We start from the raw sequence: 25998 nt of genomic DNA, 5'->3' as shown, positions 1-25998 counted from the left end.
TCCGAATTCCGGATGCCCAGGCGGGCGCGGGGCCGGGCGGGGGGCAGGAGCGCCCCGAACCCGGCCGCCATGCTTACAGGCCGGTCAGCTTCTTCTTGCCCTTGCCGTAGGTGCTGTCTTCCCAGATCACCCACTTGCCGTCTTCCACCACATACTTGGTGATCAGCGGCACCACGTTCTGGCCGTGGTCGTCGAAGGTGACCTTGCCGATGATGGTGTTCACGTCCCTGGTGCCGTTCAGCACATCACGCACCTTCTTGCGGTCCGGGCCCACCTTTTCCACGGCGTCCATGATCAGGTTGGCCGCGGCGAACGCAAACGGGCCGTACGCTTCGGGCGGTTCACCGTATTTCTGCTGCGTGTAGCGTTCCATGAAGAACTGGCCGCCCGCCAGCTTCTCTACCGGCGCGCCTTCGATGAACGCCAGCGAACCCTCCGACAGCGGCTTGCCCACGCCTTCGATATAGGCATCGGACTTGATGCCCGACGTGCCTTCGAACTGGGCCTTGATGCCGAGCTTGTCCATCTGCGTGCGGATGCGCACGCCCAGCGGCGTGAGGCCGCCGAAATACACCACGTCGGGCTTCAGTTCGCGGATCTTGGTCAGCTCCGTGGTGAAGTCCTGCTGATCGGCTGTCACGCCGAACGTGCCTACGATGGTGCCGCCATCCTTCTTAAGGAACTCGCTGAAATACTTGTTGTGGCCCTTGCCGTAGTCGGTGGTGTCATGGATGATCGCCCACTTCTTGTAGCCCAGCCCGGTCATGAATTTGGCTGCCACTTCGCTCTGGTTGATCATCGTGCCGTTGACGCGATGGATCTCCTTGAATTTGTTGCCGTAGGTGACCTCGGGCAGCACGGCGCCCCACACGACGGCGGGCATGCCGAAGCGGTTGTAGACGCCCACTGTACCCATGGCCACGGCAGAGCAGAAGTGCGTCACGCCGGCAACAATGGACTTGTCCGCCGCGATCTTGGTCGCCACCTGCACGCCGACGTTCGGCCGGCATTCGTCGTCCTGCACCACCAGTTCATAGGTGTACCTGGCCTTCGGGTCCGCATTGCGCAAGCGCACGGCCAGGTCCGCGGAATTACGTCCGCCCAGGCCGATCGACGACACGCCACCGGTCAGCGGACCGACAAAGGCAATCTTGACGACATCCTTGGCCTGCGCCGGTGCTGCCGTCAGGACCATTGCGGTCGCTGCGGCTGCCATGGCGGCGGCTACTGCAGTGTGTTTCTTGCGCACTCTCTTTCCCCCTGGGTTGCATGGACAAATTGGACGGGCCACTGGCCCGGCGTCACGGACCCGAACCGATGCGGGCCGCCTGCGGATACCCGGGGCGGCTTCTTGAAAGCCGCCTGCACCAAATTCAAGTTACTTGAATGCTATGCAACAGACATGCCACCCTTCAACGAGCAATAACCCGTAGCTGGAATGGGGGTGTGGGGGAAATGAGGAGCGGATCCGTGGGTCCGATGCTCAACTTGCGCGCATTGGGCGCACGTTTGCGGTGCTAAACGACTCCCGGATGCGAGGCACAGATAAGTATCTTGATATCTATCGAACTATGGTATATCTTTTGATAGCTATCAAAGGAAACATCGTGAGCACCACTGCCAAAATTTTCACCACTGGCCGCAGCCAGGCGGTACGGCTGCCGCAGGAATTCCGCTTCGCCGAGCGCGAGGTATATATACGCCGCGACCCGTCCACCGGCGACGTGATCCTGTCGCGCCGGCCGGAGAGTTGGGACGGCTTCCTGGCAGCCATCAAGGACAGCGCCGTGCCGGCAGACTTCCTGGCCGGCCGCGCGCAGGGCGAACAAGCCAGGGATCCGCTGGCGGGCCTCGAATGACGCGCTACATGCTCGACACCAATATCGTGAGCCACCTGCTGCGGGCACATCCGGCAGTCGTGGCACGCGTGACGGCCGCGCCGATGGCGGCGCTGTGCCTGTCAGCCATCACCGGCGCGGAACTGATGTACGGGCTGGCCAAACGCCCCGGTGCAGCGCGCCTCGCGCGCGCAGTCGACGAACTGCTGCGCAGGGTCGAGGTGTTGCCCTGGACCCCTTCAGTAATGGCCGGCTATGGTGAGACCCGCGCTGCGCTGGAATCCCAAGGACAGCCAATGGGGGCACTGGACTTGCTGATTGCCGCGCACGCGCTGGAGACTGGTGCGGTGCTGGTGACCAATGACCAGGCGTTCCGGCGCGTTCCTGGCCTGGTGGTGGAGGACTGGTCGGTTCCGACCGGAAACTGATCGCGGCAATCTGAAAGATTGGCCAACTGCGCGTCTGGCCGACACCCGGCATCGGCCAGTCCTGCCGCAACCGCAGTGCGCTACTGGTCTGCCTTCGCCCCCGAGTGCCGCACGATTTCCGCCCATTTCCTGCCTTCGGAAGCGTTGTAGCGGGCAAAGTCGCCGGGTGAAGAGCCGACCGGCTCGGCGCCCATGTCGGCGTATTGTTGCCGCACATCGGGCCGCTTCAGCGCGCTGGCCGCATGCGCGGCCAGCTTTTCCACGACCGGGGCCGGCGTGCCGCGCGGCGCCCACAGGCCGTACCAGGTGCTGATGTCGAAGCCGGGCAGGCCGGACTCGGCGACGGTGGGCACGTTTGGCAGCGCGCTCGCGCGGCGCGCGGTGGTCACGGCAACGGCACGCAGCTTGCCGGACTTGATGAAGGGCATCGCCGACGGCATGGAATCAAACATCAGCTGGATCTGGCCTCCCATCAGGTCCGTCAGCGCCGGCGCGCTGCCCTTGTACGGCACATGCTGCATCGGCACCTTTGCTGCCAGCTTGAACGATTCGCCGGCCAGGTGCTGGGCCGAGGCATTGCCAGCCGAGCCGAAGTTGAGCGCACCGCCCTGACTATTTGCGTAGGCGATCAGGTCCTGCACGGTCTTTACCGGCGATGCGTTGTTGACCACCAGCACCAGCGGCACGTCGGCCAGCTGCGTGACGGGCACGAAGTCCTTGAATGAGTCATAGCGCATCTTCGGCTGGATGCTGGGGTTGATTACATGCAGCGAGGCATTGGCCAGGATGGTGTAGCCGTCGGCGGGCGCGCGCGCCACGGCTTCGGCGCCGATCATGCCACTGGCGCCGGGTTTGTTGTCGACCACCACGCTCTGGCCCAGGCTCTCGCCCATCTTGACTGCGACCACGCGAGCGAGCAGGTCGGTCGGTCCGCCGGCGGGGTAGGGCAGCACCATGCGCACGGGATGCAGCGGGAAGTCCTGCGCGACGGCGGCAGCCGGCAACGCAGCCGCGGCTACCGCCAGCATCAGTGCGGCGCGCAGCCGCGGCCACGCAGGAAGTCGTTTCTGGTATCGGGTGTTCACGTCTCTGTCTCCTTGATTTTTATCGCTACCTTGCCCACCACCTGGCGGGATTCCAGCGCGGCCAGGGCGTCGCCCAGGCCGGTGATCGGATAGACCGCGGATACGGTCGGCTCCAGCTTGCCCTGCGCGGCCCAATCGAACAGCGTCGCCATGACCTCCTGCAGCGCCTCCGCATGCTCGGCTCGCTCGTTGGCGGGCGTCCAGCCGATGTAGCGGCCAAAGAAGAACCCGTGCAGCGTGAGGTTCTTGACCAGCAGCAGGTTGACCGGGGCCTGCGGGATGGTGCCGCTGGCAAAGCCGATGCTGAGGATGCGTGCGTTCGCCGCCGCCGCGCGCAGCGCCTGGTTGAACAGGTCGCCGCCGACCGGGTCCACCACCACGTCCGCGCCACGGCCGTCCGTCAGCGCCTTGACCGATGCCGCCAGGTCCGCCGGGGCCAGCGCGTGCGTGGCGCCGCGCCGCAGCGCGTCGGCTCGCTTGGCCTCGGTGCTGGCGCAGGCGATGACCGTGGCGCCGAGCTGGCGCGCAATCTCCACGGCGGCCAGGCCGACACCGGCCCCGGCGCCAAGCACCAGCACCGTGTCGCCTGGGCGCAGCGCACAGCGCCACACCAGCCCGCAATACGCCGTGCCATAGGAAATCGGGATCGGCAGCGCAGCCTTTGGCGGCAGCGCGTCCGGGACGCGGTAGACGGTGTACTCGGGCACGGTGACCTGCTCGGCAAAGCAGCCCCAGTCCGCGATCGCCACCACCCGGTCGCCGGAACGCAGCCGCGTGACCGCGTCACCGCAGGCCACCACGCGGCCGACCGCTTCGGTGCCGGGCACGAAGGGCAACGGGGGGCGCCGCTGGTACTGGCCGGCGATCATCAGGCCGGTGGCATGGCTGACGCTGGCGTACTCGACGGCAATCGTGACCGCATGCGGGTCGGCCAGCGCCGGTTCCGGAATGGTCTGCAGCGCCAAGTCCTGCACGCCGCCGAACTGCTTGCAGACAAGCGCCTTCATTGCACACCTGCCTTGGCCGCCGGGGCCGTCGCCTGTCGCACCACACCCTGCTGCAGCCATGCGTCGATGGCCTGCTGGCCGAAGCCGGCCTCGCGCAGGACCTGCACGGTATGTTCGCCGTTGGCCGGCGCCGGGCCGGCTGGCCGGCGCATGTCGCGCGCCGGGATGCCGGCGAAGGGCAGCGGTCCGAGCCCCGGCTGCGCGATCGTCTGGAAGGTCTGCCGGTGTGCGGCCTGCGGGTGCGCCAGCACGTCGTCATAGCTGCGCACCGGGGCATGCAGCACGTCATGCCGGCTGAGGATGTCTTGCCATTGCGCGGTCGTGCGCGTGGCGATCTGCCCGGCCACCTGCTGGTTCAGCAGCCCGGCGTGGGCCATGCGCGCGGCATTGTCGGCAAAGCGCGGGTCTTCCAGCCAGTCGGTGCGGTCCAGCGCATGGCATAGCTTGGCGAACTGCGCGTTGTTCAGCGCCAGCAGCGTCACGCTGCCGTCGCTGCTGGCATAGACGCCATTGGGCGCGCTCACCGGCCCGGCGGCCGTCGGGCCACCGATCGCGTGCTCGAGCAGGTTGTTGGCCTGCAGCGCACAACACGCATCGAACAGGTTCAGCTCGACATGGCCGCCGCGCCCGCTGCGAAAGCGCCGGCACAGCGCCGCGGCGCAGGCCTGGGCGGCATAGAGGCCGGTGGCGGCGTCGGCCAGCAGCATGCCGATGCGGCGCGCGCCACCGTCGGCGGCACGGTTGGCGAACATCAGCCCGGAGTCGGCCTGCATCACCGAGTCCGACGCTGGATAGTCGGCATAGGGACCGTCCGGGCCATAGCCGCTGATCGACACATAGACCAGCGCGGGCCGTTGTGCGGCCAGTGCCGCATAGCCCACGCCCAGCCGTTCCGCCACTTGAGGGCGGAAGTTCTGCACAACGATGTCCGCTTGCAGCGCAAGGCCGAGCAGCACTTCCTTGCCGGCGTCGGTGGTGGCGTCGATGCAGACGCTGCGCTTGCCGGCGTTATAGGCAATCGTCAGCGCGCTGGTATCGCCGCGCACGACCCCGACCTTGCGGCCCCAGTCGCCCGCGGGCGGCTCGACCTTGACGATTTCCGCGCCTTGCTGCCACAGGATGTGCGCGCAGTACGGGCCGGCAATGCCCTGGCTGATGTCCAGCACGCGCAGGCCGGTGAAGGGCAGGTCGGTGTCGGACAGGTCGGAAGCGGGCAGTGCGGACATGGGATTTGAAGGTGGATAAGCAGGAGGTTTATGCTAGGGTTGGCTTCCTGCCAGGACAATCCCTCGATTTGTGCCTACGGTGTTGACTCATGATTGACAATAATTTCGATCTCAACCTGGTGCGGCTCTTCGTCACCATGGTCGAGTCGCGCACGCTGACCGCCGCCGCCGAGCGCAGCGGCATGACCCGCTCCAACGTATCGCGCCGCCTGAAATTGCTGGAGCAGCACCTGGGCGCTCAATTGATGCGCCGCACCACGCGCCATGTCGAACTGACCGAAGCTGGTCAGTTGCTGTACGCGCATGGGTTGCGCATGCTGGACGAACTGCAGTCGGCCAATACCTCGATCGACAGCCTTGGCCAGGTGGTGCGCGGCGACGTGCGTATCCGCCTGCCCACGGGACTGGGTCATCTCTACCTGACGCCATTGCTGCTGGAATTCGCCCGCAACTACCCGCAGATTTCGCTGCGCGTCGTCATCAACGACAACATTGGCGACCTGATCCCGGCCGAGGTCGACGTGGCGCTGAAGATCACCTCGCAGCCGCCGGATGACCACGTGGCGCGGCGCATCTGCGATGTCGGCTGGTGCCTGTGCGCGTCGGCATCGTTCCTGGACAGTCACGGTCCGATCCGGACCGTGGCCGACCTGGAGCGCTGCGACATGATTGCCCCGGCATCGCTAGGGCGCCGCTTTACGCTGAAGGTATGGCTGGCGGGTACGCCGATGACGTTGCGCGTGTCGCCCCGGATCCAGTCAGGCGACTATCCGTTCCTGTTCGAGTCGGTGATGGGCGGGCTGGGCGTGGCACTGCTGCCGCGCTATGCGGTCTGGCGGCAAATGCAGTCCGGACAAATGCGCGAGGCGCTGGCCGAGTGCGAAGCCGAAGGCGTGGGCGACAGCGTCTACATGCTGACCGCGCCAAACCGCTATCCGACGCTGGCAACGCGAACGCTGATGGACTTTATCCGCCTGCATCTGGAGCGGCAGGCAGAGAACTGGGGGCGCCGCAACCTGCCTGCGGCATCGGCCAATGAAAGCAACGCCGCCCCAGCGTCTTGACCGTTGATGCGGCATGGCGGGCGCAGCGATTACTTCTCCTGCATCCTAGCAGCCCTGACGATCTCGCCCAGCCGCTTGCGCTCCGCATCGACAAACTTCACGAAGTCCGCACGCGTGCCGCCGACCGGCTCGATGCCCACGGCCTTCAGCTTGGCGGCGGCGGCCGGGTCCTTCATGGCCTTGTCCACCGCGGCGGCCACCTTGTCCAGGATCGCATCGGGCGTCCCCTTGGGTGCATGGACGCCGGCCCAATGCGCGATCTGCAACTCCGGGAAACCTTGCTCCACGGCGGTGGAAAGCTGCGGGTAGGCCGAGATGCGTTGCGTCCAGGTGGTGGCCAGCGGCTTGAACTTGCCGTCGTGCAGGATATGCGGAAGGGCGATGATGCTGGCCTCTGAGGTTCCTTCCACCTGGCCGCCCAGCACTGCCGTAGTGCTTTCCGACCCGCTCTTGTAGGGCACCGGCTGCAGTTTCGCGCCGTACTTCACATTCAGGATCTCCGCCACGAAGTGCGGGGTGCTGCCGGTTCCCGCGGTCGCGAAGTTGAAACCGCTCCCCTTCTTTGACGCCTCGACAAAGTCGCGCAGATCCTTGTAGGGCGCGTTCTTCGGCACCACGATGACCGAGGGCGCAAGGCCGATCATGGCGACGGGGACCAGCGCGTCATCCTTGAACGGCATGGACTTCTTGATCATGCCGTTCGAGATGACGCCGGCTGCGCTGATCAGGAAGGTGTAGCCATCCGGCGCGCTCTTGGCCACGATGTCGGCGCCCACGGTGCCGCCCGCGCCGGGCCGGTTCTCGATCAGCACGGTCTGGCCCAGCGCCTTGGTGGCGCCCTCGGCCGCGGCGCGCGCCATCAGGTCATTGGCGCCGCCGGCGGCAAAGGGCACGACAAAGCGGATTGTCTTGCTCGGCCATTGCTCTTGTGCGCAAGCTGGTGTAGCCGCGATAACGCTTACCGTCGCCAACAGGCCCAGGGTGAATCGGCTCTTTATGTTCAAGGCATGTCTCCGTCCGTGTAGTTTGTATGGGCTGGTGAATGCTACGAGAACCAGTCCATGCCGTGCTCGCGAATGAATGCCGGCGACCTGCATTTTACCGGCGCGGCGTCGAGCAGGCGGCCTGCACTGGCAATTGTGGCAACTACAATCAAGCGGGGAACTAGCGCAGATAGGAGCGTGTCATGGCTGCATACCTGATTGCCGACGTTGACGTCACGGACCCCGCCGTTTTTGAAGAGTACAAACGAGACGTACCTGCTACCGAGGTGCGGTATGGTGGGAAGTATCTGGGCCGTGGCGGTCCAACCAAAGTTCTCGAAGGAGACTGGCAGCCGCATCGTCTCGTCATCGTCGAGTTCCCGGACATGGATGCCTTGATGGCCTGGTATGACTCGCCAGAGTACGCCCGCCTCAAGGCGATTCGGGAAAGGTGTGCGACAACAAGGATTATCGCGCTGGAAGGGGTCGCGGCCGTCACCGTCTAGAAAATCGGCGCAAGCGTTGCCGGCGTCTGGCTCCGACCGGGTCGGCCTGGTCAGCGGTTTCCTGTTCGCGCGGCTGCGTGCGGGTGCTGTCTGATTCGGTCCGTGGCGATGCAACCGCGGGCCTGGCGCCCTTCACGCTGCGCCCAGGCGCTTCGCATTTGCCATCGCACGGCCGTGGATCGGCGCGAGGATTTCCTGCATCAGGTTTGTCGCCAGGTCTGCCAGCTTCAGCGGGTTGCCGGGGAACCCGGCGGCCAATTGCAGAAGGTCGGCCTGGCGTTCGAACCATTGCGCGGTGGAACGACTGCATGCCAGCGTGGCCGCGGCCGCGGATGTCGCCCAGAGATGGTCGCTGGTGTCCTTTGCGAGGGTCATGGTCAGGTTGATCCATCCCGAACCCATCGCAAGCAACGATTCCGATGCGGCCTCTCCCTTCTCAATGCTCATCAGGCTGAATTCGCGCTGGTCCTGCTCGTCAGGCGCCGGACCGGCGATCGCCATGCGCGTAGTGCGAATGCTGACGACATGTATTGCCGCCTGGAGCAGTTCGCACATTTCACTGAAGAGGCGGGAGGAGTTTGTTGCAGAAGCGTCGAGGACAGGCTGCGGAATAACGGAGGAGGGCACGCGGGTTTTCCTTCGGCATCCGATGAAAACGGACACCTGGCAAATTCTTGGGAGGCGAGCGGCGTCTGGATCGCTTTTTGAAGGCGTGTCCGGCCGGCATGCCTCCAAGCATAGGTGCATTTATGTTGCATTGCACCAATTCTTTTGGTTTTCTGCGCTGGGTTGGGCACGACACGACACCGCAGGACTCGGCGCCTCAGCTCCCGCAAGCGTGAATCAGGAACTCCCTCAGCGCATCCGCCGGCTTGCCCAGCTTGCGCCCGGGCTGCCACAGCATGCCGACCTCCATGTCCGGCACCGCATTGGCAATCGGCCGGGCCTCGATCTGCTTTCCCTCCAGTGACCACGGGCGATACACCATGTCGGACAGCACGGTGACGCCGAAGCCATGCGCCACCAGCCCGCGCAGGGCCTCCATCGAGCCGGTCCGGAATGCGACCTTGGGTGCGAGCCGGTGGCTGCGCCAGTAACGCAGGGTGGATTCCTCGGCCTCGTCCACGGTGATGAGGATATACGGATAGGCCGCAATATCGCGCAGCGAAGGCCGCTCCACGGCCAGCAGCGGATGGCTGGACGAGGTCCACAGCTGGCGCCGGGAACGCATCAGCGTATGACGCTGGAAGCGCTGGGGCCGCTCCAGGTTCGACAGCAGCGCAATGCCCAGCTCAATCTCCCCCGCCAGCACGGCTCGCTCGATATCCGGCCGGTCCATGTCGAGCAGATCCAGTTCGATGTCCGGATAGTTGGTGCGAAAGCGCGCCAGCAGCCCCGGCAGGAAGTAGCCCAGCACCGTGTAGGAGGCGGCCAGGCGCACGCTGCCCTGCAACCCGTGCACCTGGAAGCGCGGCTCGCGCAGCGCATCCTCGACCGAATCCAGGATCTGGCGGGCGTGCTGGAAGAATAGGTGGCCTTCTGCCGTCAGCGTCACACCGTGGGGCCGGCGATCGAACAGGCGTACGGCCAGGCGCTGCTCAAGCGCCAGCACAGCATTGGTGATGGCCGACTGCGAGACATGCTCGGCGGTCGCGGCCATCGAGAATTGCCCGGTCTCCGCGGCCGCGACGAAATAGCGGAACTGCCTCAGCGTGACTTCCTTGGCCAGTCTTTCCGAGCCTTCGCGCACCTTGAACATGGGGGGTCTCCGAGGTATCCGTTCTGCAGATATCAGGTGTTGGAATTCATGATTTTACGATGACGGCACGGATTTCTAAACTGCTCCAGATACAAGAGAACAAGCACGGAGACTGAGAATCGTGAATGCCCCGCTGAACCCCGCCTTGCTCGAAGCCCTGGCCAGCGCCAGCCTGGACGACAAGTACACCCTGGAGCAGGGCCGCGTCTACATGAGCGGCGTGCAGGCCCTGGTCCGCCTGCCCATGCTGCAGAAGGCGCGCGACCGCGCCGCCGGCCTCAACACCGCCGGGTTTATCTCGGGCTATCGCGGCTCGCCGCTGGGCGGCGTGGACCAGGCGCTGTGGAAGGCCAAGCAGCACCTGGCGGCCAGCGACGTGGTGTTCCAGCCCGGCGTCAACGAAGACCTTGCCGCGACCGCCGTCTGGGGCAGCCAGCAGGTCAACCTGTTCCCCGGCGCCACGCGCGACGGCGTGTTCTCGATGTGGTATGGCAAGGGGCCGGGCGTGGACCGGTCCATCGACGTGCTCAAGCACGCCAATTCGGCCGGCTCGTCGCGCCATGGCGGCGTGCTGCTGCTGGCCGGCGACGACCATGCCGCCAAGTCCTCCACCGTGGCGCACCAGTCGGAACACGTGCTGCAGGCTGCCGGCATCCCGGTGCTGTACCCCGCCAATGTGCAGGAGTACCTCGACTACGGCCTGCATGGCTGGGCCATGAGCCGCTATTCCGGCCTGTGGGTGGCAATGAAGTGCGTCACCGACGTGGTGGAGTCGACCGCCTCGGTCGAGATCGATCCCGAGCGCGTGCAGATCGCGTTGCCGGAGGACTTTGTCGTGCCGCAGGGCGGCCTCAATATCCGCTGGCCCGATTCCCCGCTGGAGCAGGAAGCGCGGCTGCTTGACCACAAGTGGTATGCGGCGCTGGCCTATGTGCGGGCCAACCGGCTCAATCGCGTCGTGCTCGATTCGCCGAACGCGCGCTTCGGCATCATGACCGCCGGCAAGGCATATCTTGACGTGCGCCAGGCGCTCGCAGACCTGGGCCTGGACGACGACACCTGCGCCCGCATCGGCATCCGCGTCTACAAGGTGGGTTGCGTGTGGCCGCTGGAGGCGCACGGCGCCCGTGAGTTCGCCACCGGCCTGGAAGAGATCCTGGTGGTGGAAGAAAAGCGCCAGATCCTCGAATACGCGCTCAAGGAAGAGCTGTACAACTGGCGCGAGGATGTGCGGCCCAAGGTCTTCGGCAAGTTCGACCAGCGTGGCAACGATGGCGGCGAGTGGTCGGTGCCGCGTGGCAACTGGCTGCTGCCGGCGCACTATGAATTGTCGCCGGCGCTGATCGCCAAGGCCATCGCCCGCCGGCTGGAACGCCTTGACCTGCCGGAAGCGGTGCGCGCACGCATTGCAGCGCGCGTGGCGCTGATCGAGGCCAAGGAGCGCGAGGCCGCGCAGCCGCGCATCGCGCTGGAGCGCAAGCCCTGGTTCTGCTCAGGGTGCCCGCACAATACGTCCACGCGCGTGCCGGAAGGCTCGCGTGCGCTGGCCGGCATCGGGTGCCACTACATGACCCTGTGGATGGACCGCAATACCGACACCTTCAGCCAGATGGGCGGCGAGGGCGTGGCCTGGACCGGCCAGATGCATTTCACCGGTGACAAGCACGTGTTTGCCAACCTGGGCGACGGCACGTATTTCCACTCGGGGCTGCTGGCCATCCGCGCATCGATCGCGGCAAAGGCCAATATCACCTACAAGATCCTGTTCAATGACGCCGTGGCAATGACCGGCGGGCAGCCCATCGACGGCGTGCTGACGGTGCCGCAGATTGCGCACCAGGTGCTGGCCGAGGGCGCGAAGAAGCTGGTCGTCGTCACCGACGAGCCGCAGAAGTATGGCGACGGTAACATGCTGCCGTCCGGCGTGACCGTGTTCCACCGCGACCAGCTCGACGCCGTCCAGGTTGAGCTGCGCGATACCGCGGGCGTCACCATCCTGATCTACGACCAGACCTGCGCGACCGAGAAGCGCCGCCGCCGCAAGCGCGGCACCTATCCTGACCCGGCCAAGCGCGCCTTTATCAACGATGCGGTCTGCGAGGGCTGCGGCGATTGCTCGGCCAAGTCCAACTGCCTGTCTGTGGAGCCACTGGAGACCGAACTCGGGACCAAGCGCAAGATCAACCAGTCGTCGTGCAACAAGGATTTCTCCTGCGTCAACGGCTTCTGCCCTAGCTTTGTCACCGCCGAGGGGGCGCAGGTGCGCAAGCCGGCGGCAGCGGGTGGCAAGGGCACCGGCGCCGACTTCGAAGCGCTGCCGCTGCCGCGGCTGCCAGCCCTGGAGCGGCCGTACGGCGTGCTGGTCACCGGCGTGGGCGGCACCGGCGTGGTCACTATCGGCGGCCTGCTGGGCATGGCATCGCACCTTGAACGCAAGGGCGTGACCGTGCTGGACATGGCTGGCCTGGCACAGAAGGGCGGGGCGGTGATCAGCCACGTGCAGATCGCACCGGGCCCGGACGACCTGCATGCGACGCGTATCGCGACGGGCGAGGCGCGCCTGGTGATCGGGGGCGACGCCATTGTCTCGGCCTCGGCCGAGGTGCTGTCGAAGATCCGGCACGGATTGACCGCCGCCGTGGTCAACAGCGCCAACACGCCCACCGCGGAATTCATCAAGAACCCGAAGTGGAAGTTCCCCGGCGCCAGCGCCGAGCAGGACCTGCGCGCCAGCGTGGGCGATGCCTGCGCGTTCTTCGACGCCAGCGCATGGGCGGTGACCCTGCTGGCCGACGCCATCTACTCCAACCCGCTGCTGCTCGGCTTTGCCTGGCAGAAGGGCTGGATCCCGCTGCAGCGTGAAAGCCTGCTGCGCGCGATCGAACTCAATGGGGTGTCGATCGACAAGAACCGGCTGGCATTCGAATGGGGACGGTATCTCGCGCACCATGGCGAGGCGGCGGTAAAGGCGCTCTTGCCGGGTGCTCCGGCGGCCCCGGCCGCACAGGTCGTGGCAATCCCGCAGACGCTCGACACCCTGATCCGCAAGCGCGAGACGATGCTGGCCGATTACCAGAACACCGCATACGCTGCCCGCTACCGCGAGGCCGTCGAGCGCATCCGCGCAGCGGAGCAGCAACTGGGCATCGAGCGCAAGCTGCCGCTGACCGAGGCCGTGGCGCGCAACCTGGCCAAGCTGATGGCCTACAAGGACGAGTACGAGGTGGCGCGCCTCTACGCCGATCCCGCCTTCCTGGACAAGCTGCGCGCCCAGTTCGAAGGGGAGCCCGGCCGCGACTACCAGCTCAACTTCTGGCTAGCGCCCCCGTTGCTGGCCAAGAACGACAAGGGTGACGGCAAGGGCCGCCCGGTCAAGCGCCGCTTCGGTCCGCGCACGATGACGGCATTCCGCTTGCTGGCGCGCCTGAAGGTTTTGCGTGGCACGGCGTTCGATGTGTTTGGCAAGACTGCCGAGCGCCGCGCCGAGCGGGCGCTGGTCAACGACTATCTGGCCATGGTCGACGAGTTCGCAGCGTCCCTGAGCGCGGACAACGTCGACGCCGCGCTGGCGCTTGCCGCGTTGCCTGAGGATATCCGCGGCTACGGCCACGTGAAGGAGGCCAGCATGGATGCGGCGGCAGTACGGCGGGAGGCGTTGCTGGCGCAGTATCGCTGTGCGGCCCGGCGGGCTGCGGCTTGAGAGGCGGGCGGTTCGAGCCCTGCGCCGAACCGCCCCCTGTCTAGGCCTCGCGCCGGGCCAGCGCAAGGAAGGCGCCCAGGCCCAGCATCGTGACACCCGACATCCGGGTCATCAAGCGGGCGCGAGCTTCGCGGGCGGCGCCAGACTTGAGCAGACGATGCGCGGCAAACACGACGACAACGTCGACCAGCGTATTGAGCGCGACGCAAATGCAGCCCAGCAGCACCAACTGCGGCACCAGAGGTTCGCTTGCCGAGACAAACTGCGGCAGGAACGCCAGAAAGAACAGCGCCGTCTTGACATTCAAGACCTCGACCATGATGTCCTCGACCAGAGCGCGGCGCGCACCTTTGGATGACATGGTTTCGAGCGTGACCGGCGCTTGCTTGCGCATCAACATGCGAATCCCCAGGTACACCAGATAAGCCGCACCCAGATACTTGAGCAGGTTGAACGCCACGGCTGACTGGGCAATGACCAGCGACAGGCCCAAGGCCGCCGCGAGCACATGGAGCAAGCCACCAAGGGCGGTGCCGAAGCATGAAGCCAGGCCCTCGGACCGGCCGCCAGCCACCGTTCGTGCAACGACATAGGCGATGCCCGGGCCGGGGGTGATGGCGAGAACGATGGCAGCGATCAGGAAGGGGATGAGTGACATGATGTGGTGTTCGTCAATGGTGAGGCAAAGCTGAGCGCGGGTCCGGGGGCAATTCAACCAGCCTTGCGCATGCACTGTGCAAGTTCGCCATACCCCCGCGCCTCTAGGGTGTCGGCGGCACCGAGGCGATCCCGCAACTCCCTGTTCTGGCTGAGCTTGACCTTGCCCACCAGCGAAGTGACGGCGATCTCGATGCCCACGATGTTGCGCAGCATGCTGTCGATGTACTCCGGCGCGGAGTCCCCCATCTTCCAGGGCCTGGCTTCGGCTGTCTCGTGCCGCCGGGTCAGGCGCGCAACCAGGCGGCGAACGAAACGCTCGTCATCATGCACGGTGATCGTGCCGTGCGCGTGTACCACCTCGTAGTTCCAGGTCGGCACCTGGCGGTGCGCCTCATGCTTGCTCGGGTACCAGTTGGGCGAGATATAGGCCTCGGCGCCGCGGAAGACGACCATGACCGGCGAGCCCGTGGGGCAACGCTGCCAGAGTGGATTCGCGCGGGCCACGTGGGCTGTGAGCACGCCGTGGGTTCCCTCGCCGGGATCGAACTCGAACGGGATGTGGTCGGCATCCAGTCCGGCGCTGCCTTGCGTAACCAGCATCCCCAGCGGGTGCTCGCGGATGATGCGGCTCAGTTCCTCTGGCCGGTTTTCAGCAAAGTGAGCAGGAATGTACATGGTGGGGAATCGGAAGGGATGGAATGCTCGATACTCTCGCCGACAACTGGCACAATCAGAAGGTCCAGTTTTCATGATTCTTTATGGGCCAGTCACGCCAGCCAGCCGGTAACCGTGCCGGAGCCACGGGCGCGGGACGCCGCATCTACGATCTTCTGCGCGCCCAGATCGCGGACGGCTCACTGCCGCCGGGTGCCCGGGCGCCGTCCACGCGAGCGCTGGCGTCCGAGTTGGGTGTATCGCGTACCACCGTCACCGCCGCCTACGAACAACTTGTGGCCGAGGGCTTCCTCGTCACCGCGGTGGGGCGGGTGGCCCGAATCGCCAGCCCGTTGGCGGCACCGGCACCAGCCGGGCTGACCGCAGGCCGGCACTCCAGGTCGGCCCCAACCCTGTCCGAATTCGGGCGTCGCGTGGCGGGACTCGGCATGCCGGCACCGCTGCAAGCTGAACCGGTTCGCTTCGACTTCCTGTATGGGGCGGTGGCTTCCCGGGACTTTCCAACCCTGGCCTGGCGGCGTGCCTACCAGGCCGAACTGCTGCGTCAGCAAAACAGCCTGTCATACGCCCCGCCCGAAGGTGAGGCATCGCTGCGACGCGCCCTCCAGGGCTATTTGCGGCGTGCCCGGGGACTGGCCTGCGAGGCCGAGCAGGTTCTGGTGGTACATGGCTCGCAGCAGGCCATCGATCTGTGCGCACGGTTGCTGCTGGATGCCGGCGATGCCTTCGCCTTCGAAGACCCTGGCTACCTGATGGCAAGGCGCTGCTTCGAAGCCACCGGCGCCAGGTGCCAGGCCACGCCAGTGGACGGGCATGGCCTGGATACCGCCAGCCTTCCCCAGGACGATCGTGTCCGCCTGGTGTACGTGACACCGTCGCACCAGTTCCCACTAGGGGGTGTGCTGCCGATCGGCCGGCGCCTGGAGCTGCTGCAATGGGCGCAGCGCCACGACGCCTGGATCATCGAGGACGACTACGACGGGGAGTTCCGCTACGGCCAGCGCCCGATCGACACCCTGCGCTCGATCGACACCGACGGCCGCGTGATCTACGTCGGCACTTTCTCCAAGGCGCTGTCGCCGCACCTGCGGCTCGGCTACCTGGTGCTGCCGCCTGAACTGGTGCCGGTGTTCCGGCAGGCCAAGCGGCTGGCCGACCGCCATGCGCCCGTGCTGGAGCAGCGCGTGCTGGCAGCGCTGATCGAAAGCGGTGCCTACGAACGCCATGTGCGGCGCATGCGCCGGGAAAACGAGCGTCGGCGAGCAGCCTTGCTGGATGGCGTCGCACGCTACCTGCCAGCGGACGCGGAAGTCTGCGGTACGGCGGCGGGGCTGCATGTGGTGCTGTGGCTGCCGTCGCTGCGGCCCCAGGACGAGACAGCGCTGGTGGCCGCTGCGCGCGGCAAGGATGTGGGGGTCTACCCGGTATCACCGTTGTTTGCAGGGGCCCGGTCGCATGGACAGCGTCGAGCGGCTGGATTGGTGCTGGGTTATGCGAGTTTGACGGTGGAGCAGATTCAGCGGGGGATGCAGATTCTAGGGTCGGTGATTGCGGTGATGGGGCGGCGTTTTTCCCGCCTGGGTTCTCAGGGCCAGGCTGACAACGGGTTTCAGGTAGGCTGACGACTCGATGCTATGGCCGCCGATACGCGATCGGTTCGATTCGAACCACAGCAGCTTGGTGGCCGCCTCACTACTGGTCTGGAGGTTCCAGGTGGGCGCCGTATCAATAGTTCATCGTCACGTTGAGCATGGCCACCCGCGGATTGCCCACTGGTAGCACGTTGTTGTTCAGACCGCCCGCGTAGTACATCTTGTCGAACACGTTCTTGACGTTGAACGCCGCGCGCCAGTGCGATGCTACGTAGCCGACGGCAAGATCGGCCACCGCGTAGCCCGGCACGGTGTAGTTAAAGCTGTAGCCGCGCTTGGCGCTCTCGCCGCGCAGGCCGGCACCGACGTACCAGCCGGCCAGCGCGCCGCGGAAGCGGTACTGGCTCCAGACCGAGAAACTGTGCCGGGGCACGCTGTTGAGCGGTTTGCCGACGTTCGCAGCCGTGGTGTCCCCGGTGACTTCGCTTGCGATGTAGGCATAGGCGCCCGAAACGCTGAGGCCATTGCCGAGATCCTGCGTCAGTTCCATTTCCAGCCCGCGCGACCGCTGTTCGCCGACGGCCACGCTGAAGCCAGTGTTAACCGGATCGGTACTGAGCACATTGGTGCGTGTCAGGTCGAACGCGGCCAGTGTCAGCAGGCCGGTCTTGTCCGGCATGTCGAACTTGATGCCCACTTCGTACTGGCGGCCCTTCTCGGGCTTGAACGTGGCGCCGTTGACGTCGGTGCCGGCGTTCGGCAGGAACGAAGTGGCGAAGCTCACGTACGGACGCGCCCAGTGCGTCAGGTCGTACATCACGCCCGCGCTGCCGGTGACGGCGTTGTTGTCGTTGCCGGTACGCGACCGCGCCAGCCGGTCCGTTGTGCTCGTTTGCGTGGATTCGTAGCGCACGCCGCCGGTCACAGTCCAGCGCTCGGCGATACGGATTTGATCGCGCAGATAGAGGCCAACCGCGTTTAGCGTATCGGTCGCGTCCAGGCTATAGGCGGACGGGCAGTTGATGCTGGCGCCATAGACCGGGTTGTAGACGTTCAGCGCTGCCACGCGGCACGTTTTCTGCAAGCGGTCTTCCTTCGTATGGCGGTAGTCGATGCCGAAGGTCACGCTGTGGGCATGCCCCGTGAACGCGAAAGTCCGCTGCACGTTAGTGTCGACACCGAACGAGTCCCCCGAGAAGCTCTGCTGCGTGCCACTGCGGTTCATCGCCTGGCTGTTGACGGCCATCGTGCCGGCCGACACTAGCGTGCCGGTCAGCGACGACGTCTGGTAGCGCAGGTTCTGGTTCAACGTCCAGCCGGAGTCGAAGCGGTGCGTCAGCGCGTAGCCGATGCGATTCTGCTCGCCGTCATAAGACGGCGCATTCGGCTCGCCGATGAAGCGGTTGCTCGGCACCACGCCATTGCGGTTCGGCACCAGGGTGCCATTCACGGGCAGGCCCTGCTGGCGCACGTAATTGCGTTGGTTGTGGCTGGTCAGGATCGTGAAGTCTGTGTGCGCGCCAAGGTCGAGCGTCAGCGACGGCGCGATCCAGCGGTTGCGATACCAGACGTAGTCGGTCGGATCGTCGCTGTTCATCATCAGCGCGTTCAGGCGGAACGCGGCCTTGCTGTCCTTGGCCAGTGGCGTGCCTACGTCGACCGTCACCTGCCGGAAGCCGTAGTTACCGACGGTCAGGCCCAGTTCACCGAACAGTTCGGCACGCGGGCGCTTGCTGACCATGTTGACCAGGCCGCCCGGCTGTACCGCGCCGAACAGGATCGAGGCCGGTCCCTTGAGCACTTCCACGCGTTCCACGCCGAACAGCTCCTGCGCCACGCGGTTGTTGCTGTCGACGAGCAATCCGTCGGCAAAGATCGATTCCGATGCACGCTGGCCGCGGATGATGAAGTCGTCCCAGCCGCGCCTGCCATAAACGTTGGTGACCACGCCGGCTGAGTTCTGCAGCGCGTCGCTGAGGTTCTGTGCCTGCTGGCTGTCGAGCAGGTCGCGTGTGATGACGGTGATCGACTGCGCGGCGTCGGCCGCTGATTGATCCGACTTGGTCACTCCGGCCGGCCGCCGCGTGGTGAAGCCGAGGTCAGTTTGCCCGTCGGCGGCGGCGCTGACCGTCACAGATGGCAGCGTGGTGAGACCTTCGGCGGCGTGGGAAACAACGGGAGGCAGGAACAGGCAACTGACGGCGGCGGGTATGGCAAGACGGCGGACAAACATGACGGCCCAAGGCGAAAGCAACGAAAGTGGCGCATCATAAATGAGAATGGTTTGTATTTACAAGAATTTCGTGCGGTGCGCTTACAAATTGCGCCTAGTCCGTAGGAGGGCAGGGCGCCATCGTAGTCAATGTAAGGGGCGGCGGCGTGCGCCCCACCTTCCCCTGTTCAAAGCGTTCTACTGTTGTTGATGACAAAAGTCGCACTACCTTACTGATTCGTATCCATCAACGCCGTTTCTAGCGCACATGCTTTCCCTACATAGCGGCCCCTGGGCAGTCCCGTTACTGCTATCAATGTTCTCTTCCCGGCCGCCTGCCCATGAAACGCACCACCACCATTCCAACCCCGCCGCCCGATGCCGCACATATCCTGGTGCCGGCCGACGCGCAGGCGGCCCATGCCTGCGCCGACGACCGCAACTTCGTCACGGCGCTGGCACGCGGCATGGAGCTGTTGCGCGCCTTCGGGCCGCAGGATGATTACCTGGGCAACGCCGAGCTGTCGCGGCGCACTGGCATCCCGCGCCCGACCGTGTCGCGGCTCACCTACACGCTGGCCACGCTCGGCTATCTCACCTACATTGAAGCCACTGAGAAATACCGGCTGGGGCAGGGCGCGATGGTGCTGGGCCACCGCTATGTAGGCGGCGCCGGCATCCGCGAGATCGCGCAGCCGCTGATGCAGTCACTGGCGTTTACCACCGATTGCACGGTGGCACTGGCCATGCCTGATCGGCACGCCATGGTCTACCTGGAAAGCTGCCAGCCGCGCGGGGCGCTGGTGATCCGGCTGGCGCCGGGCGCGCGCCTGCCGATGGCCACCTCGGCGATCGGCCGCGCCTGGCTGGCGGGGCTGGATGTCGATCACCGCGAGGCCGCGCTGGCCGAACTGGCGCGCCACTACGGCACGCGCTGGCCCGCCGTGCGCACCGGCATCGACCGTGCGCTGCGCGACCACGCGCGGCGCGGCTTCTGCGTGGCGCATGCCGAATGGGACCGCACCGTCAGCGGCGCCGCGGCGCCGCTGCGCCTGGCGGGCAGCAGCGAGGTGCTGGCGCTGAATATCGGCGGGGCCGCGACACGGCTGTCGCCCGAGATCCTGGAAAGCAACCTGGGCCCGCGCGTGCGCGACCTTGCAGAGACCTTGCAGGCGCGGCTGTGGCAGCCGGGCGGCGCGCGTGCGACCGCCCGCTTTGCCTCAGCGCAGCCTGAGCCCGGCCCATGCACCCGCGCCGACGCGTCCAACGGCTGACGCAAGCATCCGAATTCAACGAGGAGACAACCCATGGAAGTACGCAACAAGACCGTCGTGGTGACTGGCGCGGCCACCGGCATCGGGCGCGCGCTGGCGCTGGCCTTTGCGCAGGCCGGCGCGCGCGGCGTGGCCGTGGCCGACCTGAACGCGGCGGGCGCCGCCGCAGTTGCCGCCGAAGTCCAGGCCGCGGCGCCTGCGTGCCAGGTGTTCGCCCAGCCGGTCGACGTGGCCGATGCCGCCGCGGTGCAGGGCCTGGCCGACGAGGCCACGCGCCGCTTTGGCCAGGTCGATATCTTCTGTTCCAACGCCGGCATCATCCTGCGCAAGGGGCTGGAGGCGAGCGCCGACGACTGGCAGCGCATCTGGGAAATCAACGTGATGGCGCATATCCACGCGGCCAAGGCGGTGCTGCCGCAGATGCTGGAGCGCGGCGACGGCTACTTCATCAACACGGTCTCGGCCGCGGGACTGCTGTCGCAGATCGGCTCGGCGCCGTATGCGGTGACCAAGCACGCCGCCATCGGCTTTGCCGAGTGGCTGTCGATCACCTACGGCGACCGCGGCATCAAGGTCAGCTGCATCTGCCCGCAGGGCGTGCAGACCAACATGCTGTTCGGCGAGAAGGGTGAGCGCAAGGGCTTCCTGCAGGAAGGCTCGGTCACCGCCGAGCACGTCGCCGCGGTGACGCTGGAAGGGGTGGCCGACGAGCGCTTTCTGATCTTGCCGCACCCGGAGGTGCTTGAGTACTATCGCCGCAAGGGCCAAGACTACGACCGCTGGCTGCGCGGCATGCGCCGCCTGCATGACAAGGTGATGCAGGAGTTCGGCGGCATCGCGGTCTGAAGGCACGAGTAGTCCTGGCAGGTTCCGGCGGCGGCATTGGCCGCCGTCTTCACAATGCGGGCAGCCATGTAGCCGCCGGCAACAGGAGGAGAATCCATGCGTTTCGGTACCGTTGCCGCGGCAATGCTCGCCGCATCCGCCCTGGTGAGCGCGGCCCCCGCGCTGGCACAAGGCTATCCCGCCAAGCCGATCCGGATCGTGGTCGGCTTCCCCAGCGGCGGTGCGCCCGACACGCTGGCGCGCATCGTCTCGGAAAAGATCTCGCCCGCATGGGGCCAGCCGGTGGTGGTGGACAACAAGCCGGGCGCGGGCGGCAATATCGGCGCCGAAGCCGTGGCGCACGCGCCGGCCGACGGCTATACGCTGGCGCTGGGCACGGTCGGCACGCACTCGATCAACGGCGCGCTGTACAGCAAGATGCCGTACGACATGGTCAAGGACTTCGCCCCCGTGATCCTGATCGCCTCGACGCCGAACGTGCTGGTGGTCAATCCCGGGGTGCCGGCAAAGAGCGTGGCCGAGTTGATCGCGCTGGCAAAGTCCAGGCCGGGCGGCCTGACCTTCGGCACTCCCGGCGTCGGCACCTCGCCGCACGTGGCCGGGGAAATGTTCAATTCGATGGCCGGCGTCAAGATCACGCATGTGCCCTACAAAGGCCGCGCCATGGCCATCCCCGACCTGCTCGGCGGCCATATCACCATGATGTTCGACAACCTGCCGTCGGCCTTGCCCGTGGTGCGCGAGGGCAAGCTGCGCGCGCTGGGCATCACCAGCGCGAAGCGCTCGGCCTCGGCACCGGATATCCCGACGCTGGCCGAGCAGGGTTTGCCGGGCTTTGAAGCCGATTCATGGTTCGCCGTGTTCGCGCCGGCCAATACGCCGAAGGACGTGGTGGCCAGGCTCAACACCGAACTCAACCGCATCTTCACGCTGCCGGATGTGCAGGCGAAGCTGAAGACGCTGGGGCTGGATCCGATCCTGGGCACGCCGGAGAAACTGGCTTCCTATCAGCGGCAGGAAATCGCGAAGTGGGCGAGGGTGGTGAAGGAGTCGGGGGCAAAGGCGGAGTAGGCCTTTAAACCCAGAGGGTTTGCTCCCCTCTCCCGCTTGCGCGAGAGGGCGCACGCAATTGCTGATCAGGCGTCCGGCTCCACCGCCCCGCGCGCAGGCTCCGCGCCGCTGGCATCGCGCAACCTGCTCAGGCTAATCAAGGCCCCCAGCGCCGCCACCACTGCCGCCAGATACAGCGCAATGCGCGCCGCGCTGGTCGGCGCCAGGCTGAACAGCAGCGCCACCACCGCGGTACCGGTGGTCTGCCCCAGCAGCCGCGTGGTCGCCTGTGCACCGCTGGCGCCGCCGCTGCGCTCGGGCGGCGTGGCGCCGATCATGGCGCGGTTGTTGGGGGACTGGAAGAAGCCGAAGCCCGTGCCGCACATCGCCATGCGCCAGACGATGTCCAGGCTGCCGGCGTCCGGGCCCAGCGTGGCCAGCCCGACCAGTCCGCACGCCAGCATGGCCAGCCCGATGCCGGCCAGGATGCTGGCCGGATAGCGGTCCGACAGCCGGCCCGACACCGTGGCCATCACGGCCACCATCAGCGGCCAGGGCGTGATCAGCAGGCCGGTTTCCTGCAGGGAGCGGCCGAGCTGGTATTCGAGATAGAACGGCAGCGCGATAAAGGCCAGCATCTGCGTCATGAAGGAGCAGAACGAGGTGCCCACCGCCAGCCTGAAGGCGCGGCTGGCAAACAGATCCACCGGCACCAGCGGCGCGGCGCGGCCGTGCTGGCGCCGCACCAGCAGCCAACCCAGCACCACGGCCACGCCCATGCCCGCAGCGCCTGCGATGCGCCAGCCGGCATGGCCCAGAACATCGACGCTGAGGATGAACATGCCGAACACCAACGCCGACAGCAGCCCGCTGGGGTAGTCGAACTCGCGCGGCTGCGGCGGCGTCGCCGGCAGCGAAGTGCGGCTCAGCACCAGCGCGACGATGGCCACCGGCACGTTGACCGCGAACAGCCATTGCCAGCTGGCGACCGCCAGGATCAGCGCGCCCAGCGACGGACCCACGGCGATGGTAACGCCGACCACCAGCGCGTTCAGCCCGATGCCGCGGCCTAGGCGCGTGGGCGGGTAGATAAAGCGCACCAGTGCCGTATTGACGCTCATGATGCCGGCGCCGCCGATGCCCTGCAGCACCCGCGCGGCCACCAGCATCGGCAGGTTGACCGCCAGCGCGCACAGCAGCGAGCCCAGCAGGAAGGTGGCCAGCCCCGCCCGGTACACGCGCTTGTAGCCAAGAATGTCCCCCAGCGACGAGAGCGGCAGCAGGCACACGGTCACTGTCAGCTGGTAAGCGTTGACCACCCAGATCGTGCTGGACGGATCGGCGTGCAGCTCGCGCGAGATCGACGGCAGGGCGATGTTGGCGATCGAGCCATCGAGCACGGCCATGATCAGGCCGAAGAAAACAGTGAGGATCGCCCAGGTCCGCTGTGGCTGGGGAAGGCCTTGTTCTGGCTGCATGGGGAGAGACATTGAAGACAATGCCGCGCCAGCATCGGTCAGGCATGGCCAGGACGGCCACGGCGCAGCATTGCCATTATCGTCCCGCGTGGCGATGCTCGCAAATCCGCTAATTGTGGTAGAGCGCTGCGCGCGGGGCGCACTATCCCGCGGCTGCGGCGGCCGGGGTCCACGCCTGCGCGGCGTCACACAGTGTTTCCAGTGCCAAGCACGCCTCGACGATGGGCTGGCGGCGCACGATCATGAAGGCGCCGGCCACGGCATGGACCCAGTGTCGCAATGCCGACAGGTCCTGCTGTGCAATGATGTGCGCCAACGCTGGCAAGTCCTGCTGCAGTTGCCGGCGCAGCATGGCTTCATAGCGACGGCGATCGGCGGCTTCGGCGTGTGAGGCCGCAGCCGTATCGTCATGGGTGGCGGGAGGCGGGGCCGCGGCATGCCTGCGGCCGTGCAGGCCATGCAGGCACGCTTGCAGGTCCTGCAACGACGCCGGCTTGGCGACAAAGCCGGAAAAGCCGCGCAGGCGCCAGTCTGCCGACGGCTCGCCGCACGTGAATGCGCTGAAGGCCAGTACCGGCATGCCGGGATGCCGCGCGCACACCGCGTGCAGCAGCGCGAGGCCGTCCATGACTGGCATATGGATGTCGGTCAGCACCGCGTCGATGTGCGTGCTCTCCAGCGCCGCCAATGCCTGCCTGCCGTTGCCTGCAATGATCGGGTGGCAGCCAAGTGCCTGCACCTGTTCGGCGATTAGGGTCTGGTTCAGCGGATTGTCCTCGGCGACAAGGATCGTCAGCGGCGCCGCGGCCGGTGCCGCGAGTGCCTGCACCGCCAGCGTGTTGCCGTCAGCCGGCGCAAGCGCCGGCGTGGCGCCCTCGGCCGCCTGGGCCACGCAGTCGATCAGCGCGCGGTGGCTGTAGGCCGTGACTTCGAGGATGCCGGGGGCGCACTGGCGTGGCCGATGCGGGCCCTCCGGCGTCACCCACACAAGCGGCCCCTTTGCCGCATCGCGCAGGCCGCCCAGTGCCGCCAGGGGGTGCTCTTCCGTGGCGACGATGACGCGTGGCAGCTTGACCTGGAGGGACGCCAGCGCGGCCGCCTGCGATGCCAGCACATCGGCACGCCAGCCTGCCGTAGTGAGCCACGCAGCCAGGGCCTCGCCGGTGCGCATGTCCTGGCACAGCACGACCACGTCGCCGCACTGCGCCGCGGCGGCCGGGACAAGCGGCCGCTGCGTGCCAGCGGCCGGCGGCAGCGGCACCGAGACCGTGAATGCGCTGCCCACGTCCGGCACGCTATCCACGCTGACGCTGCCGCCCATCAGCTCGCACAGCCGGGCGCAGAGCGACAAGCCCAGGCCAGTGCCGCCATAGCGGCTGGCGGTTGCGGCATCACCCTGCACGAACGGCTGGAATACGCGCGCCGCCAGCGACGGCGGCATGCCGATGCCGGAATCGCTGACGCGGCAGACCAGCCGCTGCGTGCCGTGGTGGTCCTGACGCAGCTCGCCGCTTACGGTGATGCGGCCGCTGGCGGTGAACTTGAAGGCGTTGCTCAGCAGGTTGTTGAACACCTGCACCAGGCGCATGCGGTCGCCTGTGACCTCCGCATCCAGCGATGGCGACAGCTGCAGGTGAAAGCGGATGGGACGGCCGGCCACCATCGGCGCATGGGTCAGCGCCACGCTCTCCAGCGCCTCGACGGGGCGGAAGGGCGCGTTGACCAGCCTGAGCTTGCCGGCATCGATCTTGGAAAAGTCCAGCACATCGTTGACGATCCGGCGCAGCGTCTCGGCGGCGGTGTCCAGCGCCCTGAGCCGGGGCGCGTGTGCTGCCAGGCCGCTGCCGCGCGCGAGCAGTTCCAGGTTGCGCCCAGCAATGCGTTCAGCGGCGTACGGATCTCGTGGCTCATCGCGGCGAAGAAGGTCGAGCGTGCGCGCATCATTGCCTCGGTGGCCTGCTGGGCGGAGCGCAGCTGCTCTTGCAGTGCCTGCTGCGCGGTGCAGTCCTGCACGGCACAGAACAGCACCGCTTCCTCGCGGTAGCGCGCCGGTGCGTAGGTGATTTGCAGGAAGCGCTGTCCGGCGGCGCCGGGGCCGGGTGGCTCATTTGCCGGCGCGCACGGCGGTGCCGCGACGGTGAAGCTGGAAATGGAGGCGTGCCCGCTGTCGCCACCGCACGGCTGTCGCTTGAACGCCTCCGCTATTGCATCGGGCAGGCGCCCATGGGGCTGCCACTGCAGCAGCACGCCGGCCAGCGGGTTCGACGTCAGGACGGCGTAGTCGTGCTGGCGCACGATGCACAAGCCGACCGGCGTGGCATTGACCAGCACGTGGTTCATCAGCTCGCTTTCCAGCGCGCGCGAGGCTTCGGCGTGCGTGCGCCGCAGCAGGTGCCGGCTCCAGTAGCGCGCGGCCAGCCCGATGGCGCCGGTCAGCAGCAGCATGGCGCCGGCGATCACGGCCAGCTCCGCTGCCAGCGCCGCACCCAGCATGCGGTACGGCAGGTGGTAGACCAGCCGCCCGAAGCCGGCCGGCAGCGCCTGCACCAGCCGCACACCGGATGGCGTGACATCGAGCGTGCCGTGCGAGAGCAGGCGCGCGCCGGCCGCCACAT

The 25998-nt window shown here is 66.7% G+C and carries 22 protein-coding genes; 9 read left to right on the top strand and 13 right to left on the bottom strand.

The window, feature by feature from the left end:
• Positions 1–73: 73 nt before the first annotated feature.
• Complete coding sequence (locus tag CNE_RS27640; protein ID WP_013953595.1) at positions 74–1249, bottom strand: branched-chain amino acid ABC transporter substrate-binding protein; 1176 nt, start codon at positions 1247–1249, stop codon at positions 74–76.
• A 358-nt stretch (positions 1250–1607) separates the two neighbouring features.
• On the opposite strand from CNE_RS27640, the gene CNE_RS27635 reads away from it, so the two are divergent.
• Together CNE_RS27635 and CNE_RS27630 are read left to right on the top strand one after the other, a co-directional pair.
• Entirely contained in the window at positions 1608–1859 is a 252-nt protein-coding gene (locus tag CNE_RS27635; RefSeq protein ID WP_041228698.1) for an antitoxin, read from the top strand.
• On the top strand, positions 1856–2266 hold the full coding sequence (locus tag CNE_RS27630) for a type II toxin-antitoxin system VapC family toxin (protein WP_013953593.1): 411 nt from the start codon (positions 1856–1858) through the stop codon (positions 2264–2266). Before CNE_RS27635 ends, CNE_RS27630 begins: the two co-directional genes overlap by 4 nt.
• A gap of 80 nt (positions 2267–2346) precedes the next feature.
• Here the strand turns inward: CNE_RS27630 and CNE_RS27625 are convergent, their stop codons facing one another.
• From CNE_RS27625 to CNE_RS27615, 3 genes are read right to left on the bottom strand one after another with little or no spacing between them, the layout of a single operon-like run.
• A complete protein-coding gene (locus tag CNE_RS27625) occupies positions 2347–3294 on the bottom strand; it encodes a tripartite tricarboxylate transporter substrate binding protein (protein WP_049800681.1) in 948 nt (315 codons plus the stop codon).
• Between the two features lie 53 nt (positions 3295–3347).
• Positions 3348–4358, bottom strand: coding sequence for an NADPH:quinone oxidoreductase family protein (locus CNE_RS27620; RefSeq protein ID WP_013953591.1), 1011 nt, complete (start codon positions 4356–4358; stop codon positions 3348–3350).
• Positions 4355–5584, bottom strand: a complete 1230-nt coding sequence (locus tag CNE_RS27615; protein WP_013953590.1) for a CaiB/BaiF CoA transferase family protein — start codon at positions 5582–5584, stop codon at positions 4355–4357. The genes CNE_RS27620 and CNE_RS27615 overlap by 4 nt, the downstream gene beginning before the upstream one ends.
• A gap of 89 nt (positions 5585–5673) precedes the next feature.
• Between CNE_RS27615 and CNE_RS27610 the strand changes: the two genes are divergently transcribed.
• Positions 5674–6648 carry a LysR family transcriptional regulator gene (locus CNE_RS27610; RefSeq protein ID WP_013953589.1) on the top strand — a complete coding sequence of 325 codons (975 nt, stop codon included), beginning with the start codon at positions 5674–5676 and terminating at the stop codon, positions 6646–6648.
• A 29-nt stretch (positions 6649–6677) separates the two neighbouring features.
• Here CNE_RS27610 and CNE_RS27605 read toward each other — a convergent pair whose 3' ends face one another.
• Positions 6678–7628, bottom strand: coding sequence for a Bug family tripartite tricarboxylate transporter substrate binding protein (locus CNE_RS27605; RefSeq protein WP_085959708.1), 951 nt, complete (start codon positions 7626–7628; stop codon positions 6678–6680).
• A gap of 206 nt (positions 7629–7834) precedes the next feature.
• Between CNE_RS27605 and CNE_RS27600 the strand changes: the two genes are divergently transcribed.
• Positions 7835–8137, top strand: coding sequence for a DUF1330 domain-containing protein (locus CNE_RS27600; protein WP_013953587.1), 303 nt, complete (start codon positions 7835–7837; stop codon positions 8135–8137).
• Positions 8138–8269: 132 nt separating this feature from the next.
• Here the strand turns inward: CNE_RS27600 and CNE_RS27595 are convergent, their stop codons facing one another.
• Complete coding sequence (locus CNE_RS27595; protein WP_238553102.1) at positions 8270–8764, bottom strand: polyhydroxyalkanoate granule-associated phasin; 495 nt, start codon at positions 8762–8764, stop codon at positions 8270–8272.
• 196 nt (positions 8765–8960) lie between these two features.
• Positions 8961–9896: a LysR substrate-binding domain-containing protein gene (locus CNE_RS27590; protein WP_013953585.1), complete on the bottom strand. Its 936-nt coding sequence runs from the start codon at positions 9894–9896 to the stop codon at positions 8961–8963.
• 121 nt (positions 9897–10017) lie between these two features.
• Between CNE_RS27590 and CNE_RS27585 the strand changes: the two genes are divergently transcribed.
• Positions 10018–13596, top strand: coding sequence for an indolepyruvate ferredoxin oxidoreductase family protein (locus CNE_RS27585; RefSeq protein ID WP_013953584.1), 3579 nt, complete (start codon positions 10018–10020; stop codon positions 13594–13596).
• A gap of 40 nt (positions 13597–13636) precedes the next feature.
• On the opposite strand, the gene CNE_RS27580 is transcribed toward CNE_RS27585, so the two are convergent.
• Both CNE_RS27580 and CNE_RS27575 read right to left on the bottom strand, forming a co-directional pair.
• Positions 13637–14254: a LysE family translocator gene (locus tag CNE_RS27580; RefSeq protein ID WP_013953583.1), complete on the bottom strand. Its 618-nt coding sequence runs from the start codon at positions 14252–14254 to the stop codon at positions 13637–13639.
• A gap of 53 nt (positions 14255–14307) precedes the next feature.
• On the bottom strand, positions 14308–14931 hold the full coding sequence (locus CNE_RS27575; RefSeq protein WP_013953582.1) for an FMN-binding negative transcriptional regulator: 624 nt from the start codon (positions 14929–14931) through the stop codon (positions 14308–14310).
• A gap of 83 nt (positions 14932–15014) precedes the next feature.
• Between CNE_RS27575 and pdxR the strand changes: the two genes are divergently transcribed.
• On the top strand, positions 15015–16553 hold the full coding sequence (gene pdxR, locus CNE_RS27570) for a MocR-like pyridoxine biosynthesis transcription factor PdxR (protein ID WP_013953581.1): 1539 nt from the start codon (positions 15015–15017) through the stop codon (positions 16551–16553).
• A 103-nt stretch (positions 16554–16656) separates the two neighbouring features.
• On the opposite strand, the gene CNE_RS27565 is transcribed toward pdxR, so the two are convergent.
• On the bottom strand, positions 16657–18756 hold the full coding sequence (locus CNE_RS27565; protein WP_013953580.1) for a TonB-dependent siderophore receptor: 2100 nt from the start codon (positions 18754–18756) through the stop codon (positions 16657–16659).
• Between the two features lie 320 nt (positions 18757–19076).
• Here CNE_RS27565 and CNE_RS27560 point away from each other — a divergent pair, with 320 nt between their 5' ends.
• The 3 genes from CNE_RS27560 (at position 19077) to CNE_RS27550 (ending at position 21926) form a co-directional block, all read left to right on the top strand.
• Positions 19077–20009, top strand: coding sequence for an IclR family transcriptional regulator (locus CNE_RS27560; protein ID WP_013953579.1), 933 nt, complete (start codon positions 19077–19079; stop codon positions 20007–20009).
• Positions 20010–20042: 33 nt separating this feature from the next.
• Complete coding sequence (locus tag CNE_RS27555; RefSeq protein WP_013953578.1) at positions 20043–20855, top strand: SDR family oxidoreductase; 813 nt, start codon at positions 20043–20045, stop codon at positions 20853–20855.
• 96 nt (positions 20856–20951) lie between these two features.
• On the top strand, positions 20952–21926 hold the full coding sequence (locus tag CNE_RS27550; RefSeq protein ID WP_013953577.1) for a Bug family tripartite tricarboxylate transporter substrate binding protein: 975 nt from the start codon (positions 20952–20954) through the stop codon (positions 21924–21926).
• Between the two features lie 65 nt (positions 21927–21991).
• On the opposite strand, the gene CNE_RS27545 is transcribed toward CNE_RS27550, so the two are convergent.
• The 3 genes from CNE_RS27545 to CNE_RS42270 all read right to left on the bottom strand — a co-directional run bounded on the left by CNE_RS27545 (position 21992) and on the right by CNE_RS42270 (position 25996).
• Positions 21992–23383: an MFS transporter gene (locus CNE_RS27545; RefSeq protein ID WP_080569603.1), complete on the bottom strand. Its 1392-nt coding sequence runs from the start codon at positions 23381–23383 to the stop codon at positions 21992–21994.
• Positions 23384–23525: 142 nt separating this feature from the next.
• On the bottom strand, positions 23526–25148 hold the full coding sequence (locus CNE_RS42275; RefSeq protein ID WP_238553101.1) for a hybrid sensor histidine kinase/response regulator: 1623 nt from the start codon (positions 25146–25148) through the stop codon (positions 23526–23528).
• The gene (locus CNE_RS42270; protein ID WP_228772679.1) at positions 25058–25996 is read right to left on the bottom strand and encodes a histidine kinase dimerization/phospho-acceptor domain-containing protein; all 939 of its coding nucleotides are present in this window, start codon (positions 25994–25996) and stop codon (positions 25058–25060) included. Before CNE_RS42270 ends, CNE_RS42275 begins: the two co-directional genes overlap by 91 nt.
• Positions 25997–25998: the final 2 nt, after the last annotated feature.

Source organism: Cupriavidus necator N-1 (genome assembly GCF_000219215.1).
In the GTDB taxonomy this organism is placed as follows: Bacteria; Pseudomonadota; Gammaproteobacteria; order Burkholderiales; family Burkholderiaceae; genus Cupriavidus; species Cupriavidus necator.
This window is presented reverse-complemented; position numbering and strand designations above follow the sequence as displayed.

Bases quoted from the DNA above. Each gene is read 5' to 3' on its own strand.
- CNE_RS27630 (WP_013953593.1), top strand. From the start codon at position 1,856: ATGACGCGCTACATGCTCGACACCAATATCGTGAGCCACCTGCTGCGG.
- CNE_RS27625 (WP_049800681.1), bottom strand. From the start codon at position 3,294: ATGCTGGCGGTAGCCGCGGCTGCGTTGCCGGCTGCCGCCGTCGCGCAG.
- CNE_RS27620 (WP_013953591.1), bottom strand. From the start codon at position 4,358: ATGAAGGCGCTTGTCTGCAAGCAGTTCGGCGGCGTGCAGGACTTGGCG.
- CNE_RS27615 (WP_013953590.1), bottom strand. From the start codon at position 5,584: ATGTCCGCACTGCCCGCTTCCGACCTGTCCGACACCGACCTGCCCTTC.
- CNE_RS27610 (WP_013953589.1), top strand. From the start codon at position 5,674: ATGATTGACAATAATTTCGATCTCAACCTGGTGCGGCTCTTCGTCACC.
- CNE_RS27600 (WP_013953587.1), top strand. From the start codon at position 7,835: ATGGCTGCATACCTGATTGCCGACGTTGACGTCACGGACCCCGCCGTT.
- CNE_RS27590 (WP_013953585.1), bottom strand. From the start codon at position 9,896: ATGTTCAAGGTGCGCGAAGGCTCGGAAAGACTGGCCAAGGAAGTCACG.
- CNE_RS27580 (WP_013953583.1), bottom strand. From the start codon at position 14,254: ATGTCACTCATCCCCTTCCTGATCGCTGCCATCGTTCTCGCCATCACC.
- CNE_RS27575 (WP_013953582.1), bottom strand. From the start codon at position 14,931: ATGTACATTCCTGCTCACTTTGCTGAAAACCGGCCAGAGGAACTGAGC.
- pdxR (WP_013953581.1), top strand. From the start codon at position 15,015: ATGGGCCAGTCACGCCAGCCAGCCGGTAACCGTGCCGGAGCCACGGGC.
- CNE_RS27565 (WP_013953580.1), bottom strand. From the start codon at position 18,756: ATGTTTGTCCGCCGTCTTGCCATACCCGCCGCCGTCAGTTGCCTGTTC.
- CNE_RS27560 (WP_013953579.1), top strand. From the start codon at position 19,077: ATGAAACGCACCACCACCATTCCAACCCCGCCGCCCGATGCCGCACAT.
- CNE_RS27555 (WP_013953578.1), top strand. From the start codon at position 20,043: ATGGAAGTACGCAACAAGACCGTCGTGGTGACTGGCGCGGCCACCGGC.
- CNE_RS27550 (WP_013953577.1), top strand. From the start codon at position 20,952: ATGCGTTTCGGTACCGTTGCCGCGGCAATGCTCGCCGCATCCGCCCTG.
- CNE_RS27545 (WP_080569603.1), bottom strand. From the start codon at position 23,383: ATGCAGCCAGAACAAGGCCTTCCCCAGCCACAGCGGACCTGGGCGATC.